Source organism: Chryseobacterium sp., assembly GCF_022712095.1.
GTDB lineage: Bacteria > Bacteroidota > Bacteroidia > Flavobacteriales > Weeksellaceae > Chryseobacterium.
Window position 1 is genome coordinate 1 of the sequence record NZ_JALAHD010000081.1, and the last position, 16,015, is coordinate 16,015.

Genomic DNA, 16,015 nt, shown 5'->3' on the forward strand with positions numbered 1-16,015 from the left:
GAAAAAAATATTGATAATTAAATGTTTGAATGAAAAAAAGCAGTCCGGCAGTTAAGATAAATTATCAGCGAAAAGAAAATGTTGTTTGGTTTATACTTTTAAAGGAATAAGAAAATTACCAGGTAAGAAGCTGATTAACATATGAAAGTCTTTTCTTTTGATAGTATAACTTCCCAAGAAAATACCTTATCTTTGCCTACGAAAATTTAAAGAGTTTAAATATTAATCGTACTCAATACGGAGTACACTGAAGACAATTTTTTATGAGTATACCTCAAGCGTTTACAGAGACGATTACTCTTGCAGATGGCAGAGAAATCACTATTGAAACGGGGAAACTGGCAAAACAGGCTGATGGATCCGTTGTCGTAAGAATGGGTGGAACAATGCTTTTAGCAACTGTTGTAGCCAATAAAGAAGCAAATCCGGGAGTGGATTTCTTACCTTTAACCGTAGATTACAGAGAGAAATTTTATGCAGGTGGAAGGATTCCTGGGAATTTTTTCCGTAGAGAAGCAAGGCCTTCAGATCAGGAAATTTTAACAATGCGTTTGGTAGACAGAGTATTACGTCCGCTTTTCCCTGAAGATTTCCATGCAGAAGTGCAGGTGATGATTTCTTTAATTTCTTACGATGGAAAAACAATTCCTGATGATTTAGCTGGTTTAGCAGCATCTGCCGCTATTGCTATTACAGATATTCCTTTTGACGGGCCTATGTCTGAAGTAAGAGTAGTAAAAATTGATGGTGAACTTTCCATCAATCCAAGCTATGAAGAACTTGAGAATTCAGAGCTTGATATTATGGTAGGAGCTACAAAAGACTCTATTGTAATGGTAGAAGGGGAAATGAAAGAAATTTCTGAACAAGAAATGCTGGAAGCTATTATTTTTGCCCACGCTGAAATTAAAAAACAAATTGAAGCTCAGGAAAGATTGGCTGAAAAAGTAGGAAGAGCATTTCCTAAAAGAGAATACAGCCATGAAGAACATGATGAAGAAATCCGTGCGAAAGTATGGAATGAATGCTATAACAAAGTATATGAAGTAGCAAGAACTCCTTCTAACAAAGAAGAAAGAGGAGAAAAGTTCAAAGCTGTTCTTGAAGAGTTTTTAGCTCAGTATGCAGAAAATGAAGAAGAATTGGAAAGGGTTACCCCTTTTGCTAAAATATATTACCACGATGTAGAGAAAGAAGCAATGCGTCAAATGATTCTTGAAGATAACATCCGTCTTGATGGTCGTGATCCTAAAACGATCCGTCCGATCTGGTCTGAGGTGGATTACCTTCCGGGAGCACACGGTTCTGCAATCTTTACAAGAGGAGAAACTCAATCATTAACTGCTGTAACGTTGGGATCTATTAAAGATGCTAATATGATTGACAGTGTAATTACCCAGCATGATGAAAAATTCTTCCTTCATTATAATTTCCCTCCGTTCTCAACAGGTGAAGCAAGACCTCTAAGAGGAACTTCAAGAAGAGAAGTAGGACACGGAAACTTGGCACAAAGAGCCTTAGCAGCGGTTATTCCTGCTGAAAATCCATATACAATCAGAATTGTTTCTGATATTTTAGAATCTAACGGATCTTCTTCTATGGCTACAGTTTGTGCCGGGACATTAGCGCTAATGGATGCAGGAGTACAGATCACAAAACCTGTTTCCGGAATTGCAATGGGATTGATCACCGATAAAAAATCAGGGAAATGGACTGTTCTTTCCGATATCTTAGGAGATGAAGATCACCTTGGAGATATGGACTTTAAAGTAACAGGAACTGCAGACGGTATTACAGCCTGCCAGATGGATATCAAAATTCAGGGACTTTCTATGGATATCATGGAGAAAGCTTTAATGCAGGCTAAAGACGGAAGATTACATATCCTTAATAAAATCACGGAAACGATTGCTGAACCAAGAGCTGATGTGAAACCACATGCTCCGAAAATGGTAGTAATGGAAATTCCAAAAGACTTCATCGGAGCTGTTATCGGGCCTGGTGGAAAAATTATTCAACAATTACAGAAAGATACAGATACGGTTATTGCTATTGAAGAACAAGGCGAAATCGGACGTATCGAGATTGCAGGAACTGACAGAGCTAAGATCAACGAAGCAGTTGCTAAAATTAATGAAATCACTTTCGTACCTGTAGTAGGGGAAGTTTATAAAGGAAAAGTAGTTAAAGTAATGGATTTCGGAGCTTTCGTAGCGATAGCAAAAGGAACTGAAGGACTTCTTCATATTTCTGAAATCGAGTGGAAGCGTTTAGATAAAGTACCATATAAAGAAGGTGATGAAGTAGAAGTGAAATTTATGGGCTATGATGATCGTAAGAAAATGAAATTATCCCGTAAAGTGCTTTTACCAAGACCTCCAAAACCAGAAGGAAAACCAAGACCGGAAGGTCAAGGTAAGCCTCAGAGTGAAAAACCTGCTCCACAGGATCAGAATCCATCAACAGAAGCTTAAGAAGATGTCTTAATTACATAAAAATCAGCTCCGTTAGGAGCTGATTTTGTTTTATAAATGTAATGTGGAGGTTTCCTGCTGTGTTATTCAGAATGAAACCAGGTGTAATAAAGAATCTTTAAATCAGGGAAGAATAGGTAAAGTAAAGTGTACTTTATATTTTCACACAAATATAAGTTTGAACAGTAATATTTAAGAAGTAAAGATTAAACCAATTTTATTGATTTTTATAAGATTATGTATAGCCATACAATTTTATCAACGGCGTAGATGCTTATCTTTGCCCCTAAACTTTCCATTGAAAAAATATCAGTAATGAATATTCTAAATAGTCTGTATCTTTAAGAAAAATAAATAGTTATATCCAATAACATAAGAATATTTTATTCATAATCATTCCAAATTATCCTCTCTGAATATTTTACACCTGAAATAATCGTAAATTTCTTTAAAAATTTATGTCAATGAAAGTTGCACTATTCGTTCCCTGTTACATAGATTTGATATTTCCTGAAGTGGCTATTGCCACCCTTGAGCTTTTGGAAAAGCTTAATGTAGAGGTTATAGTTCCGTTGAATCAGACATGTTGCGGACAGCCCACCGCCAATGAGGGAGATCAGAAAAATTCAGCACAAATAGAACAGGTTTTCGCAGACAATTTCCAAGATCTGGAAGTGGATTATATCGTAGGTCCTGCCGGGAGTTGCGTTAAGCAGGTTAAACAGCATTTTGATGCTATTCCTCAGACTGAAAAAGTCACTGCTATGCGGGCAAAAACCATTGAGTAGGTTGAATTTCTTGTCGATGTTTTACAGGTTAAAGACTTTTCTCAAATATCATTTCCTCATACTATTGCCATTCATAACAGCTGTAGTTCTATTCGGGGACTGCATATTTCCTCAAGATCCGAATGGATGGAACCCCGGTTTAATAAAACGGAGGAATTGCTCAGTTCGGTCAACGGAATTACTATTGAGCATATCGACAGACCGGATGAATGTTGTGGTTTTGGAGGAACTTTCTGTGTGACAGATGAAGCGGTAAGTTCCAAAATGGGACAGGATAAAGTTTCAGATTATCAGAGACATCATATCGAATATGTCGTTTCACCGGATATGTCATGTCTTATGCATCAGAAAGGAATCTCTGATAAGGAAAATGCAGGGTTGAAATTTGTTCATGTAGCTCAAGTACTTAATAACGGACCTTTTTAATTTAATCTCAGCATAATGAAAAATAAAGTCAATATTGAAGAGAATGCGGCTAAGTTCATTTATCAGGATGATATCCATGTAACAGAACATGACAAGAACCTTTGGAACGCAAGAATGAAGCGTGACAGGGTTGCAGGGGGAATTCCGGAGTGGGAAGTGCTGAGAAATCTTGCCTCACAGATCAAAGAACATACATTGACCCATCTGGATCAGTACATTGAACTCTTTGTAAATAATGCTGAGAAACGTGGAATAAAAGTGCATTTTGCAAAAGATGCCGAAGAGCATAATGCCATTGCTTATGAAATTCTTAATTCCCATCACGTAAAAAATATTATTAAAAGTAAATCCATGCTTCAGGAAGAATGTGGAATGACTCCTTTTCTTGAAGAAAAAGGAATCAGTGTTCTTGAAACGGATCTTGGAGAAAGAATTCAGCAATTGTCCGATCAGCCGCCGAGTCATATTGTAATGCCAGCTATTCATCAGACTACGGAAGATATTGCTCAGCTCTTTGCAAAAACAATAGGTACTGATCCTAATGATACTGATCCTAATTCGCTTACAGAAGCAATGCGTAATAATGCCCGCCCTAAATTTCTTACGGCTGATGCAGGGATGACAGGAGCTAATTTTGCTATTGCAGAAACTGGCAGTTTTGTTGTTTGTACGAATGAAGGAAATGCTGATCTTACAGCAAGTTTGCCTCCTTTACATATCGCGAGCATAGGAATAGAAAAGATTCTTCCTAAAACCGAAGATTTAGGGGTTTTTATACGTTTGCTTTCCAGAAGTGCTCTGGGAACACCGGCAACCCAATATACTTCGCATTTTACAGGTCCGAGAGAAGGGTCTGAAATGCATATTATTTTAACGGATAATGGAAGAAGTCACCGATTGTCAATGGATGATTTCTGGACTTCTTTAAAATGTATCCGGTGTGGAGCCTGTATGAATACATGCCCTGTGTACCGAAGAAGTAGCGGGCTGGCTTATGGAGCTACGTATTCAGGACCGATAGGTATTATTATTGATCCTACTTTTGATGAAAATAAATATTCTGAATTGCCTTTCCATTCTTCATTGTGTGGTTCCTGCACGGAAGTTTGTCCTGTTCATATTAATATTGCAGAACAGATCAGTTTATGGCGAAAAGTCATGATGAAAAATAAAAAAGTGGATCTCAGCAGAAGAATGGCTTTTAAATCTGCCGGGATCATGTTGGGCAATCCTAAATTATTCAGAACTATAGAAAAAGTGGCTTATAATGCTATTCATATTTTGCCGGAAAATATTACGGAAAATAAAAGTTTAGACCCTTGGGCTATACATCGTAAACTTCCGGATGTAAAAAAAGAAACATTCAGAGATTGGTATATTAAAAACAGGAAAAATAATGGGAAGTAAAGAGGATATATTAAAGTCTGTGCGTAAAAGCCTGGAAAAAAGAGAAAAGGTAGCTTATCCTGTAATTCCGGATTTCCAAAAACAGGGAATTGATTTAAAGTCTCTATTTGAGCAGAATTTAAAACTGGCGGGTGTAGACTTTTATGATATCAGTTCCATAGAAGAAGCACAGAAGATAATGGGAGATAAACTGCCTGATACTAACGTGATTTGTTCCTCTACGGATGAGTGGAAAGGAAATAAAGATATTAATTCTATTGAGCATCCTAAAGATCTCAATGATGTAGATCTGGGAATTTTCCGGGCCGAATTTGGAGTTGCAGAAATGGGAATGGTATGGGTAACAGAAAAATCTTTACAGGTAAATGCTATTGGATTCCTGTCACAGCATGTAGCGGTTTTACTTGACCCTGCTGAGATTACAGAAAATATGCATACCGCCTATCAAAGAGAAGGCTTACTGGATGTTAATTATGGATGCTTTGTAATGGGACCTTCTGCAACAGCAGATATTGGTGCCTATTTGGTAAGAGGAGCACAGGGGGCAAGATCTTTGACGCTATTCTTTTTGGAAAAATAATTGTTGGACTTATAACCCTTGATTGGATTCCTTTTTCCGGTATTTTCTGTTTTAAGATTATCGGTAATTGATCTATTATATCAAATGCATCGCGTCCAGTATTATTTTAACTAAAAAGAGGAAAGAAACGATGTACACCGTTGTAGTTACCTCCTGCTTTCTGCCGGAGAAAAGTTTGAGCAGGGTAAAACTCAACATTCCAAAGACAATACCTTCGGCGATACTGTAAGTAAAAGGCATAAAAACGATTGTCAGAAAAGCGGGAAGCCCTTCGGTCATATCCTCAAAATTGATCTTTACTACAGAAGATATCATGAAGAGCCCGACGATAATCAGTGCTGGTGCAGTCGCTGCTGCGGGAACCAATAAAAATAAAGGAGCGATAAACAGTGCTAAAGCAAACATTAGTGCCGTTCCGACAGCAGTTAATCCTGTTCGCCCACCCGATGCTACACCTGACGCGCTTTCCACATAAGATGTGATAGTACTCGTACCTAATATTGCTCCCACGGTAGTTCCTAAAGCATCAGCAAACAGAGCTTTCTTTATTTGAGGGAAATTCCCTTCTTCATCTGCCAAACCTATTTTAGAAACAACCCCGATCAAAGTTCCTACGGTATCAAAGAGATTGACAAATAAAAAGGTGAAAACTACAATCAGCATATCCATAGAAAGGATTTGCTTCCACCCTGAGAAGGATAACATAGGCTCTATCGCTTTTCCAAAAATAGGCTCTATTGACGGCGGAATCCCGATAAGAGATTTTTGAGGCAAAGTAACATCTCCCATTATAAATCCGAAAATCGTAGAAATAACAATTCCAATGAGAATAGCACCATTAATATTTCTTGCAAATAAAACGGCCGTAATAACTAATCCTAAAAGAGCAATCCATACGGAATGTTGTGAAAAATCACCCATACGAAGCAGGGTATTGGGGTCAGAAACTATAATTCCTGCACCTTTCAGCCCAATTAAGGTAATAAAGAGGCCGATTCCTACCGGGATAGCATCTTTCAATACTTTAGGAATACTTTTTACAATCAGTTCCCGGATATTAAAAAAAGTGAGTATGATAAAAATGATCCCTTCTATAAAAACAGCTGTAAGGGCAAACTGCCATGAATATCCCATTCCTAAAACCACAGAATAGGCAAAAAAACTGTTAAGTCCCATGCCGGGAGCCTGTGCAATAGGAAGCTTAGCCAATAACCCCATCATAAGAGTGGCGAAAATCGTAGCTAAGGCTGTGGTAGTAAATAGGGCTTCCTGATCCATCCCTGTCTCGGATAATATTTTAGGGTTTACGATCAGAATATAGGACATGGTAAAAAAGATAATCAGTCCGGCTGTCAGTTCCTTTCGAACTGTAGTTTTATTTTCTGTAAGTTTAAAATAATTGTCTAAAAAGGTATTCATTTTTTATCTGTCCTTTATATCGTGCAAAGGTAAAAAATCAATCTTACTTTATTCTAACTTTATCAATTCCTGTGATTTTGTTTAATGTGCTTCAATTGTGTTGTCTATAAAATTGAAATGAGAGAAAAGAAAGAATTGGAAAACCATTAAGCTTATTTAAACGCAAAGTTTATGTATATGAATAGAAAATTTAACTTTTTTGTCCCCTTATAATATGAAGATGTCTTATTTTCTTTGTGTTTAAGACATAGCTGGTCTATCCATATAATTCTTCTCTCATCTTCACCAGGATTTCAGTAGTTTTTTCCAGATCCGGAAGTTCCGGTAAATTGGAAGCTGAATGATAATGCTCAATGGACTGTATCAGGTTTTCTGCTTTCTCCATGACCTCTTCATAAGAACGATTACCCGCCTTAATATCCAGTAATTCTTCCCGGTTATCCACGCGGATATGCAGTGAACCTGTTTTAAAGATTTGTTCACAGGACTGAAGCAAACGGATAGTGTGCATCATATTCTTGCTGTCATAATTCTGTCCATGTTTTTGGTTAACATTATAACGGTCTTCATTACGTTCTGAAACCCACTTCCAGTATTCCCTGTAATCTTTACAGTAAGTAGAGTAGGCGTCCAGATTACAGAACAGGTAAGCAATCGGTTTTTCATATTTAGGAATGGAAGATACGGAAACCTGGTTAGCTTCATTATTCTGAATAATCCCTTTGTAGCCCAATCTATCAGATTCATCATAAAATAGGGCAAATATTCCTTTTGTATTATCAATATTGATAAGTCCGCATTTTTCCTGTAGAATACCACCCCGTCCTTCGGACGCTCCTCCTGAGGACGGAAATTCATGCAACCATTTTTTTAATGGGACTGAGCCTTGATCCTGCAGAATGAAACAGAAGTCCAGAATAGATTTTTTTTCTTTTTCAATAGGGTTAAGGATCTTTTTATTGAGCCCTTTTGCTTTTTTGATCTGTGAAACAGCATATCCGGCAAAGGTATCTTTACAAAGTTTGGAAAGAAAATATTCCGTTTTTAAATGATCCATTATCGGGTGAGTCCGAAGAATACAGTCTGGCGGGCTTGCCAGAACTTCCAGAATATTAGGATTGTTTTTTTGTAGTAATTCTACAAACCTGCCTATTTCATAATAAGTAATATCATTTGTTTCATTAGAAATCTGAGGAATATAATTAAGCCCGAAAAACTGTTCTTTCGGTAAATAATAGACTCCGCGGATATCCGTATCTGAGTTTTCCGTTGCCAATCCAAAAGCCCGGCTTCCGGAAATGGCTTCGAAAAGGATGAGGTTCTGGGTTTTTATGTCTTGGATGGTCATAATTATTAAGTGTAAATTACATCTCCTGCTTTAGCATTTTCTAGTCGTTTAACTATTTCTAAAGCATCTTCATAGGTGTCGCAAGGAATTCTTATTTTATTGGGTGGCTTATTAATCCCATTGATAATAAGATAATTGCCTGCAAGGGCAATATTTATTTTAAGGGTTCCTAATATTTTAGGCCTTATTATTTTCATGTTTTATTTTGAAATAATTTTTTAAAAAAATATTCTATATTCTTTTCTCATTGATAGTTTAATCTGAATTCTTTGTATAATCTCAGTTTTTTATACAGCTTTTAGCAATTACTTCCAATGCTTTTTCCGGATCACATGCATATAAGCCAGAGCACCAGGCTGGATTAGCTTCAATTAAAGCCCATCCTTTATCTTTAATGATTCCAAAATCAAGGACAATTGCTGTGGGTAGTGTGTCCGCATATTGTTGAATAAAATCTTTAAAGAAATTTAGTAATCCTTGTTGTTCATTTTCGGAAAGTGAACTAGTATCAAAAGTATTGTTTCTCCAATATGACGAAAATGTTTTTATTTCATTATTAAAAACAAAACATCTTACCTCCAGTTGCCATTCTACAACTTCAGAAATAAATACAGTAGCATTCTGATCCAGAGAATCAAAACCATGAATGTCGGTAACTTTTTTATAAACACCGGCTTTGAAACTCTTGAAATCAGAACATTTGATGAAGATATTTTCTTTTTGAATATAATCTTTCAAAAGTCCATAAGAAATTTTACGTTTGGTAAATTTCTCAGAGATATTTGCCAGCCAGTTATCCTGAGGTTTTAATAAAGTTAAACCACATTGCTCAGAAACAATTTCAGCATAAATATCTTCACCATATACTCCAATAACATCTGCTCTGAATTCTTCCGGAACATTCCATTTTGCATTGAAGCGACTTAACTCATAAGGTGAATTGATAGATGCTTTCTTCAAAAGATTACTGTCTTCTGTATACATGGGTGAAAGTGCTATTATATTTTTCATTTTGTAGTTTCTAAACTCTTTAATTATATATTTTTGAATGAAATTTTATATTATCTCAAATTTACGATTTCCCTGAAAACCTTTTCCATCTCTATCTTATCCGCTTTTCCACTGGGTAAATTTTTAGATTTTTCTTCATTTTCCCTTACCAAACTTTCTAAAAACCCAAACAGTTCCCAATCATTCGGATGATAATAGGATTCTCCTTTGGTAGCCTTTAAAGTGATAAGGTTTTCTATTTTACTTCTTGTAAAATCATCAACTAACACCAATAACTCACTGAATAAAATTGGTGGAACACTTCCTTTTTCTGTGATCCATTTTCCTGTTAAAGCAGTTCGTAGACAATAGAAGTAGCTTTTCAGTTTAACTTTATCATTTCTGCACGCTTCCAGATATTTTTTGCTCATGCTCAGATAATGATAAGAAACGGCTATAGGTGAAAAGGAGGTGTCAGCTATTGGTTTGAATAATTCCACAAATTTTTCATTTTCCTTATAGACAATAGGGGAATAAAACCAGCTTAATAAAGCCGCGTTTGACTTCAATAATAAATGAAAAGTTTTTCTTAAATCCCAGCCGGAACCGTCCAGATCATCCTCGGTCATGAACTCTATCGTTTCGTCTTTATCCCATGGAGAAAGATACCAGTCTTTTTCATGACGGTAAATAAAACGGATATCATAATCACTGTCCGGAGAAGCAAATCCCCATGCGCGGCTTCCGGATTCTACAGCCAGAAGTATTTCTATTCCCTTCTTTTCTTCCGTTTCTTTTAATTTTTTTACTATGCTGGTTTTCATTTTATTTCTTTTTAATACTGCAAAATAAATCAGTGAATGCGCAGTCTTTTTGCGTATAGGAAGATGTAGAAATGCCTGTAATTTTTATCCTGATCATTTTAACCGGAATCTTAAATTTAGTAATATTGTATTTTCCCTTTATATAAAGGGAATTCTTAAATATTAACAACTTTTCATGACATTAACAGACGAATTACAGCATAAGATAGATTTTAAAACAAAGCCTCTGGGTGCTTTAGGGTACCTGGAAACCATTGCCCATAAGATTGGAATGGTTCAGCAAACAGCTTCTCCACAATTGATACGGCCTCATATGGTGGTATTTGCAGCAGATCACGGTATTGCTCGGGCGGGAGTCAGTGCGTATCCGCAGGAAGTAACCTATCAGATGGTAATGAACTTTCTCGGAGGAGGAGCCGCTATCAATGTATTTTGCAGGCAGAACAAAATTGATATTAAGATTGTGGATGCCGGAGTTAATTTTGATTTTGAATCCGGATTGGAGCTTATTGATAAAAAAGTGAGAAAATCCAGCAGGAATATCCTCGAAGAACCGGCAATGACACCGGAAGAATATCATCAGGCTTTGGAAAACGGAAGGTCCGTGGTGAAGGATATTGTTAAAACAGGTTGTAATATAATAGGTTTCGGAGAAATGGGAATAGGAAATACTTCTGCTTCCTCCTTGCTGATGAGTAAGTTATTTGATATTCCGATTGCAGAATGTGTAGGTAGAGGAACAGGATTAAATGATGCCCAGCTGCAGAATAAAATCAATATTTTATCTCAGGCAATAGATACTTATCCGGATGTAAAAACAATTGATGGGATTATCCAGACTTTCGGAGGATTGGAAATAGCCCAGATGATAGGAGCCATGCAGGAGGCTTATGAACAGAATATGCTCATTATGATTGATGGTTTTATTGCAACCATTGCTGTTGCCACCTTATGGAAAAAAAATCCTGATATTCTTAAAAACTGTATTTTCTGTCATGTAAGTGATGAAAGTGCCCACCTCAGACTGTTGGATATTTTGGGACAAAAAGCACTGATTAGTCTTAACCTTCGTGTAGGTGAAGGAACAGGGTGTGCGCTGGCTTATCCGGTTATCGAAAGTGCTGTTAACTTTCTGAATGAAATGTCAAGTTTTGAAGATGCCCACGTATCAAACAAAGAAGAATGAAATCACTGAGAAATGAACTGATTTACTTTGCGACAGCTCTAATGTTTTTCACCAGGATTCCTGTTCCGTTTAAGGTTCCTTATTCCAGTGAGATCATGAATAAATCCCAGAAATATTTTGCATGGGTAGGACTGGTTGTAGGAATTATTAATGCGTTGGTCTTATATGTTTCCTATCAGCTCTTTAATCTGGAAATTGCTGTTGTTCTAATGATGATCAGCAGTGTTTTACTTACCGGAGCCTTTCATGAGGACGGTTTTACCGATGTCTGCGACAGCTTTGGAGGTGGTTATGGAAAAGAAAAAATTCTGACCATAATGAAAGACAGTAGAGTAGGAGCTTACGGAGCAATTGGTATTGTTCTCTTATTGGCTTTAAAATTTTTTGGTATTGAAGCACTTGGTAAAATTGATTTGATCCAGACATTAGGTATTATTATTTTTGCCCACACGGCAAGCCGTTTTATTTCCGGGACTATGATTTATACTCACCAATATGTAACCGATATCGACGTCAGTAAATCCAAACCTTTAGCGAATAAACCTTTAGATAAAAAAGCGTTATTGGTAGGTACTTTTGGGGTGTTAATCACACTATTTGCTTTGCAGGACTGGCGTTTTATTTTGGTATTTGCTTTTGCTTACCTAGGAAAGCTTTATATGGGTTGGTATTTTAAAAAATATGTAGGAGGTTATACAGGGGATTGCTTAGGGGCAGTTCAACAGGTAACTGAAGTGATGATTTATTTAGGAACAGTTATAGTATGGAAATTCATTTGATCCGGCATACAGAAGTGGAAAACCCCGATCGGTTGTGTTATGGTTTTGCAGATATTACGTTAAAAGAATCCTATCAGGAAGATTTTGAGCTGTTAAACCTTCATGACTCTTATGATCTTATAGTGTCCAGCCCTTTGCAGCGTTGCCGCTTATTGGCGGAGTATACAGGGCAGACTTATGAAGTGGATGATAGATTAAAGGAAATGAATTTCGGGGATTGGGAGATGGTAAAATGGACGGAAATTCCGGCTGTGGAAATTAATCCTTGGTATGAAGACTTTGTTAATCTCCGTGCTACGAATGGTGAAAATTTATTGGAAATGCAGAACAGGGTATTAATTTTCTGGAAAGAATTAATTGGAAAAGAAAACCTGAATAAAGTTTTACTGGTAACTCACGGTGGTGTTATTCGTGTAATTCTTCAGTCTATTCTGAAATTTCCTTTAGAAAATATGTTTTCAATTCAGATTGATTACGGTAAAAAAGTCATTATAAAAATAGAAAATAAGATTCCTGTCATCCGGCAGGTGAATGTATAGCAGTTTTACTTTTGCCACAGTCATTTCAGGCATAATGAGTAACTTTATATTAATGCAAAGTTTTTAAATTTTTTAATTGATTAATACCTTTGTTCTTTGCGTTTAAAAATATAGACTTTCTTTAAAAGAGACATATAATAGAAAAATGCCATTCAGACTGAAGCAGAAAATCCTACTTAAACTCTAAATGACATTCAATATTCTATAATCTATTGGCTGTTTTTCTTTTTCTTCCAGGGCGCATTCTTCTGAATATCCCCTGCCATAATACATCCGTAAGGCATCACTTCATCCAGTACTTCACAAAGTCCGTATTCTTCAATCTGAGCTCTTACATTCTTAGCATTCTTATAAGCAGACGGCAATTCCGAAATATCAATTTCATTGGAAAAGAAACGAACATCCAGCCCTTGAGTTTCTTCATGGAAGATCTCTTCAATTGTTTTATGAGCCAATGATTTTTTATGCTGACTTCTGCTGAAATTTCTTCCCGCGCCATGAGGAGCAAAACCTAAATTTCTCTCATTAGTGGTTCCTTTTACGATCAATACAGGCTCAGCCATATTTAAAGGAATTAATCTTGGTCCTGTAATATCCGGTAAAAATTTATCATCCAACGGTGTAGCACCTTTTGCATGGTAGAATAAATCTCCGTCTCTGAATACAAAATTATGCTCATTCCAGTAACGGTCCTCCTTTTCGATTTCTAATGCATTCAGAACAGCATCATGAATGGAAGTATGATTTTCTTTGGTCCATTTTCTTATTAATTGTAAAGCTTCCCAGTAAGATTGCCCTTCCTCTGTATCAAATGGAATCCATGCATTTTCTTTCAGTGTTTCAGGAGAAATTTCCTGTCTGAACCGATTGGCTACTTTCATTCCTTTATCATATAATGCAGCTCCCGGAGCTCTTGATCCATGATGAGTAACCAGCATTGTATTTCCTGTGTTTTTAGAAATACCTACGAAAAGGAAATGGTTACCGTCTCCCTGAGTTCCCATATGAGAACGGGCAATACTTATCAGCCTCTCATCATTTAAAAACTCGTTTTCTCTGAAAGCATCCATTAGCTCTTGTGACATCGGCATTTGCTCACCTCTTGGTCTTCCTCCGTATCCGAAATGAGTGGCAGCATGTGCTGCATCCAGTACTCCTTTAGGATCAGCTTTTCCAAAATCGGTCAACATAACAGAGCAGCAGATATCTGCGCTATGAAATCCCGGGTGGATGGCATTTTTGGCAACAACTACACCTCCTACGGGGATTTGTCCTGAAGGTCCTGTCGGACAGGCATCAGGCATAATCGCTCCTTCAATCAGAGTAGGAGTTTTCATTAATACGTTCATAGTATTGATTACTTTTTCCACATTATCGGCTTCGCTTTCATGTTCTGCTTTGATGTTAATAATGAAATCTTTTGGCTTTTCATGAAGAGGGATTGGATCAGGTTGTTTGAATTGTTGAAGATATTCTTTCATTTCATCTTCATTCAGATTATTTTCATTGATATGAAGAATAGCTTCTTTAAACCATTTAGCCTGTCTGTATCCCAGTTCAATAATATGATTTCCGTTAATTTTCATTTCTCGTTTCATTTTGTTGATGCAAAGTAATGAAGTAAGTGCGCAGTAATTTTGCGTAGATTAAAATATTTATTATTTTTGGTGAAAAATAAGTCATTCCAAGGAAAATGAAACTAATAATGGCTATTTTACGAATGACAAAACTAGATTAATTTTAAATAAAAAATATAATGGTACTAGAACAATTGGAAACTTCTCCTGAAACTATTCAATTCAATGATGTGATTGCCTATATCGATGCTCATTATGATTTTACACCTACTCAGTTTAAAAATGGAGATACTTTAAATGAGGCAGGACAGAATAACGGATCATGTAAAGTATTTGGTTTTGCAAAACTTAATCATCTTCCTGCACACAAGGTATTGCCTCTTTTCGGAGCATTTTACAGAGAAGATGTATTAAAAAATCCTGAAGGAACCGATCATCAGAATATCAGAAACTTTATGAAGTATGGCTGGGAAGGGGTTTCATTTGAAGGTGAAGCTTTAAAAAGGAAGTAATTTCTTTTGTACTATCATAAAATAAAATATCATGTCCTCTAATAAGAATGCTCTTATACGCTATAAAACGTTAGATAAATGCCTGAAAAACAAGTATAGGAAATATACACTGGAAGATCTTATCGATGAATGTTCGGAAGCTCTGTTTGAATATGAAGGTAAAGAATCTTATGTAAGCAAAAGAACGGTGCAGCTGGATCTGCAGAATATGCGCAGTGAAAAATTTGGGTATGAAGCACCTATTGAGGTATATGATAGGAAATATTATAGGTATAGTGATCCTGATTACAGTATCCATAATATTTCGGTGAATGAAAGTGATCTTAAGGCCATGAATAATGCAATCCAGATCCTGAAACAGTTTAAGGACTTTTCCATGTTTAAAGAGATGAACGGGGTAATTCAGAAACTAGAAGATTCTATTCATTCTACCAGTCAGAAATCTATTATTCATCTCGATAAAAATGAACAATTGAAAGGGCTGGAATATATTGATGTTTTGTATGACGGGATTCTCAATAAAAAGGTTCTTAATATTCTATATAAGAGTTTTACTGCAAGAGAGTCCAGTATCTTTGTTGTCCATCCTCAATTACTAAAGGAATATAATAACAGATGGTTTTTGATCTGTCTTCATAAAGGAAAGATGTGTAATCTGGCATTGGACAGAATGGAAGATATATCAGTAGAAGATAAAGTTCAGTATATTGATAAGAATCTCGATGGGGATGAATATTTTAAGGATATTGTAGGTGTTACCGTATCGGAAACTATGGCTCCGAGAAATGTTGTCTTTTTTGTAGATGCAGCCAATGCCCCTTATGTAAAAACTAAACCTTTACATAAAAGTCAGGAGATTCTTGAAGAAACAGATGAAGGTATTTTATTTAAAATATGTGTCCAGATTAATTACGAGTTGGAGCGTCTATTACTGGGCTTTGGAGATAGTTTAATTGTTCATAAGCCCAGAAAGCTGAGGTTGAGAATGGAAGAGAAATTTAAAACAGGGAAAGGAAATTATGATCAATTGATTATTTCTGAGGAGTAGTCAGTAATTTTTATAGGTAAACAATTTGTGGCTTGAAAATTGCAATTATTATTTAAAATCCTTATTATGAAATCAAGAATATTTAAAGCTATCCTTACTATTTTAGCACCGTTAGTAC

General features: G+C 36.2%; 16 protein-coding genes. 10 read left to right on the forward strand and 6 right to left on the reverse strand.

Annotated features, from left to right (window positions below; translation table 11 throughout):
• Positions 1–263: 263 nt before the first annotated feature.
• The 5 genes from Q0A18_RS03685 (at position 264) to Q0A18_RS03705 (ending at position 5,675) form a co-directional block, all read left to right on the forward strand.
• Positions 264–2,474 (forward strand): polyribonucleotide nucleotidyltransferase, encoded by a 2,211-nt coding sequence (locus Q0A18_RS03685; RefSeq protein ID WP_292008824.1) that lies wholly within the window; start codon positions 264–266, stop codon positions 2,472–2,474.
• A 464-nt stretch (positions 2,475–2,938) separates the two neighbouring features.
• Positions 2,939–3,262, forward strand: a complete 324-nt coding sequence (locus Q0A18_RS03690; RefSeq protein WP_292008825.1) for a heterodisulfide reductase-related iron-sulfur binding cluster — start codon at positions 2,939–2,941, stop codon at positions 3,260–3,262.
• Positions 3,263–3,331: 69 nt separating this feature from the next.
• Positions 3,332–3,688, forward strand: coding sequence for a (Fe-S)-binding protein (locus tag Q0A18_RS03695; protein ID WP_292008839.1), 357 nt, complete (start codon positions 3,332–3,334; stop codon positions 3,686–3,688).
• 15 nt (positions 3,689–3,703) lie between these two features.
• Positions 3,704–5,095: a lactate utilization protein B gene (locus tag Q0A18_RS03700; protein ID WP_292008826.1), complete on the forward strand. Its 1,392-nt coding sequence runs from the start codon at positions 3,704–3,706 to the stop codon at positions 5,093–5,095.
• Entirely contained in the window at positions 5,085–5,675 is a 591-nt protein-coding gene (locus Q0A18_RS03705; protein WP_292008827.1) for an LUD domain-containing protein, read from the forward strand. Before Q0A18_RS03700 ends, Q0A18_RS03705 begins: the two co-directional genes overlap by 11 nt.
• Before the next feature lie 75 nt (positions 5,676–5,750).
• Here Q0A18_RS03705 and Q0A18_RS03710 read toward each other — a convergent pair whose 3' ends face one another.
• The 5 genes from Q0A18_RS03710 to Q0A18_RS03730 form a co-directional block, all read right to left on the reverse strand.
• On the reverse strand, positions 5,751–7,094 hold the full coding sequence (locus Q0A18_RS03710) for an NCS2 family permease (RefSeq protein ID WP_292008828.1): 1,344 nt from the start codon (positions 7,092–7,094) through the stop codon (positions 5,751–5,753).
• Positions 7,095–7,350: 256 nt separating this feature from the next.
• Entirely contained in the window at positions 7,351–8,442 is a 1,092-nt protein-coding gene (locus Q0A18_RS03715) for a nucleotidyltransferase domain-containing protein (RefSeq protein WP_292008829.1), read from the reverse strand.
• A 5-nt stretch (positions 8,443–8,447) separates the two neighbouring features.
• A complete protein-coding gene (locus Q0A18_RS03720; protein ID WP_292008830.1) occupies positions 8,448–8,639 on the reverse strand; it encodes a hypothetical protein in 192 nt (63 codons plus the stop codon).
• 82 nt (positions 8,640–8,721) lie between these two features.
• Positions 8,722–9,453 (reverse strand): ATP-grasp domain-containing protein, encoded by a 732-nt coding sequence (locus Q0A18_RS03725; RefSeq protein WP_292008831.1) that lies wholly within the window; start codon positions 9,451–9,453, stop codon positions 8,722–8,724.
• Positions 9,454–9,503: 50 nt separating this feature from the next.
• Positions 9,504–10,256 (reverse strand): nucleotidyltransferase domain-containing protein, encoded by a 753-nt coding sequence (locus Q0A18_RS03730; protein WP_292008832.1) that lies wholly within the window; start codon positions 10,254–10,256, stop codon positions 9,504–9,506.
• Between the two features lie 175 nt (positions 10,257–10,431).
• On the opposite strand from Q0A18_RS03730, the gene cobT reads away from it, so the two are divergent.
• The 3 genes from cobT to cobC are packed head-to-tail and all read left to right on the forward strand — an operon-like array spanning position 10,432 to position 12,760.
• Entirely contained in the window at positions 10,432–11,442 is a 1,011-nt protein-coding gene (gene cobT, locus Q0A18_RS03735; RefSeq protein ID WP_292008833.1) for a nicotinate-nucleotide--dimethylbenzimidazole phosphoribosyltransferase, read from the forward strand.
• Positions 11,439–12,221 (forward strand): adenosylcobinamide-GDP ribazoletransferase, encoded by a 783-nt coding sequence (locus Q0A18_RS03740; RefSeq protein WP_292008834.1) that lies wholly within the window; start codon positions 11,439–11,441, stop codon positions 12,219–12,221. The genes cobT and Q0A18_RS03740 overlap by 4 nt, the downstream gene beginning before the upstream one ends.
• Positions 12,206–12,760, forward strand: coding sequence for an alpha-ribazole phosphatase (cobC, locus tag Q0A18_RS03745; RefSeq protein ID WP_292008835.1), 555 nt, complete (start codon positions 12,206–12,208; stop codon positions 12,758–12,760). The genes Q0A18_RS03740 and cobC overlap by 16 nt, the downstream gene beginning before the upstream one ends.
• Positions 12,761–12,969: 209 nt before the next feature.
• On the opposite strand, the gene Q0A18_RS03750 is transcribed toward cobC, so the two are convergent.
• Entirely contained in the window at positions 12,970–14,346 is a 1,377-nt protein-coding gene (locus Q0A18_RS03750; RefSeq protein WP_292008836.1) for an RtcB family protein, read from the reverse strand.
• A gap of 170 nt (positions 14,347–14,516) precedes the next feature.
• Between Q0A18_RS03750 and Q0A18_RS03755 the strand changes: the two genes are divergently transcribed.
• Together Q0A18_RS03755 and Q0A18_RS03760 are read left to right on the forward strand one after the other, a co-directional pair.
• A complete protein-coding gene (locus tag Q0A18_RS03755) occupies positions 14,517–14,849 on the forward strand; it encodes a HopJ type III effector protein (protein WP_292008837.1) in 333 nt (110 codons plus the stop codon).
• 31 nt (positions 14,850–14,880) lie between these two features.
• A complete protein-coding gene (locus Q0A18_RS03760) occupies positions 14,881–15,897 on the forward strand; it encodes a WYL domain-containing protein (RefSeq protein ID WP_292008838.1) in 1,017 nt (338 codons plus the stop codon).
• Positions 15,898–16,015 lie beyond the last annotated feature (118 nt).